Annotated in this window: 2 protein-coding genes; one reads left to right on the top strand and one right to left on the bottom strand. The window is 46.9% G+C overall.

Annotation, left to right across the window (positions count from 1 at the left end; all coding sequences use genetic code 11):
• Positions 1–494 precede the first annotated feature (494 nt).
• Positions 495–1,142, bottom strand: a complete 648-nt coding sequence (locus AC3A8L_RS21055; RefSeq protein WP_487964244.1) for a hypothetical protein — start codon at positions 1,140–1,142, stop codon at positions 495–497.
• Positions 1,143–1,296: 154 nt separating this feature from the next.
• On the opposite strand from AC3A8L_RS21055, the gene AC3A8L_RS21050 reads away from it, so the two are divergent.
• On the top strand, positions 1,297–2,668 hold a 1,372-nt coding region (locus AC3A8L_RS21050; RefSeq protein ID WP_487964243.1), incomplete at its 3' end, for a leucyl aminopeptidase.

Genomic DNA, 2,668 nt, shown 5'->3' with positions numbered 1-2,668 from the left:
ACAGCAACCATGCTGGTTAAAACTTCTTTGGCAAGATACCGAAAAATTATCACAATTAACCTTAATGCGGCTGAAGTTCTTTCAATGGAAAGGCGACATTCACATCACCTTCAGAGTTATATTGCCTTTAGGTAGCCGGCACACTTAATGCTGAATGTGCCGGTAAATAAAACCAAGAAACGTCCAAGGGACGAGACTACTAGCTTACTAGTTAAGGTTTTTTACCGAGGCGCTTTAAAGGGGTGCATGCCGATACATTTAACGCTTTGAGCAACGAAGGTGAATATATCGACCTCAAGCTTTAGCTGATGAAATCGTATTCCCCCCCTAAGGGGCGTGCATGAAATAACTTCCCGCTTTTGAATTCCTCGGTACACGCTTGCCTTCGTTAAAAATATTTGCAATAGCCGGCTATTACGCCATATTTTCGCCTTGCCAAGCAAGCACCTACAAACCCAAATTCCAGCTGCTTATTCCACGTACACCCCTAAGCACTAAAAATACAGCGAAAAGCCCAGATTAAAGGATTTATCGATTTCAATATCAGAGCCGCCACCCTCGTAGCCAACCTCGATACTTTGCCAGCCAAGAAATACTTTTGCCTGCGCATTAACATCGTAAGTGGCTCGTATCAGAAAATCTAAATACTTATCAACATCTTTGGTGCTAAATATACTTGGCGCATAATAAAGCTGACCCTGCACACCAAAACCAGACCATTCGCTAGGTGAATATTCAATGCTGCCACCTAACGCCAGTGAACCCGCAGTCTCGAAGGTGTCGTATATCGCCGCTTTAAACCCCAAACCGGTGTATAACTCGCTAGACTCCCCCGCTTGACCAACGACATTAAAATTTGCCGCGATGAGGCTTGCACGTAAAGGGTCGTTGTATAATCCCATCACCCCCCATTGAGAATTATTATCACTACTATGACTGTAGTTGAGCGTTACTACGTCCGATGATACCGAAACACCTAATTGGGACTCAGCACAAACAGGCAAAGCTACCAGAGTCACGGCAGCTAAAAAGATTTTTTTAAGACAATGCACAATACAACTTCCAATCATGTTTTCGGGATTTTTTGCACACAGAATGGGTGCACGTTCTACACGCTTTGCACCCAGATTTAAAGCGGGCATAATCTTTGACAGACAGCAGGCAAGCCCAATAGTTAGACACAAAACATGACGCCCAGCTAGACTTACCTTAAACTGCGGCGTAATTATGGGCGTTTGCAGCATTCAAGTCCACGATAAATCCGTTTCAAATCCACCTCTTCTCTTTAGGTAAAGCATGGAATTTTTTTGTAAAACCGCATCATTCAACCAATACAAATCCGACTGTGCCGTGGTCTTTATTACCCTAGGGAAAACGCTCTCTGGCTTTGCCAAAACCGTAGACTCTGAATGTGACGGCGGATTATCTCGCCTTATAAAGACCGGCGACCTAAATTCAGAAGCTGGAAGCACAGCATGGCTCTACCCTTCTAGCACTAAAATACCTCGCGTACTTATTGTGACAATAGGCACCCTAACCAGCAAACAAATACAAGACGACACCCTGAGAAAATTGGCTTGTAGCGCAGCCAAAAACTTAACCAAAAAAGGGATTTCGCACGCAACTTTACACTGCGATGAGCTCACAACTGATGGCACAGATCAAGCCGCAATCGCACGTATACTAAGTCAAGAGCTTATAACAGAGCACTACCGATACACCCACACAAAGCCTGGGCATAATCCACTTCCAGAACTGCAAAAAGTGACGCTAGCCCACCCTAAAACCAACACCGCCAGTGAATTTAAAAAAGGTTGTACAGAAGGAAGCGGGCTGGGAATAGGCATGAACGTGGCCAAAGAGCTTGGCAATTTACCCGGCAACATTTGCACGCCCACCTACCTAGCCGAGCAAGCTAAGCTGCTCGCCAAAAACAACCCCAAGTTCACCACAAAAATTGTGGAAGCTGCTGAGATGAAAAAACTCGGCATGGGCTCGCTACTGTCTGTTTCTGCCGGTAGCGATCAACCGCCCAAACTTATTGTGATGGAATACAAAGGTAAAACCAGTAAATCGCCCAACGTCATCGTCGGGAAAGGCATTACATTCGATACGGGCGGAATAAGCTTGAAACCTGGCCCAGGCATGGATGAAATGAAATTTGATATGTGCGGTGCTGCCAGCGTAATGGGCACAATGCACGCCCTGGTTACACTCAAAGCTAAGGTTCATGTTGTTGCTGTTATCGCTGCCGCCGAAAATATGCCAAGCGGCGGCGCAACCAAGCCCGGCGATGTTGTAACATCAATGTCTGGCCGAACCATCGAAGTGCTCAATACCGACGCCGAAGGCCGCCTAGTACTCTGCGATGCCCTTACCTACGTCGAACGCTTCAAGCCTAAGAGCGTTGTGGATATCGCCACGCTAACGGGCGCCTGCGTTATTGCGCTCGGCAACCACGCAACGGGTTTATTCGCCAACGACCAGGCGTTGGCCGACAAACTGTTGCAGGCAGGACAGAACACCCATGATCGCGCTTGGCAGCTGCCCCTGTGGGATGACTACAAAAAATCATTAAAGAGCAACTTTGCCGATCTCGCCAATATCGGTGGTCGCGAAGGCGGCAGCATCACAGCAGCATGCTTTTTATCCTACTTCACAGAAAGCT

This window comes from Marinagarivorans sp. (assembly GCF_982758155.1).
This window is presented reverse-complemented; position numbering and strand designations above follow the sequence as displayed.

Bases quoted from the DNA above. Each gene is read 5' to 3' on its own strand.
- AC3A8L_RS21055 (WP_487964244.1), bottom strand. From the start codon at position 1,142: ATGCCCGCTTTAAATCTGGGTGCAAAGCGTGTAGAACGTGCACCCATT.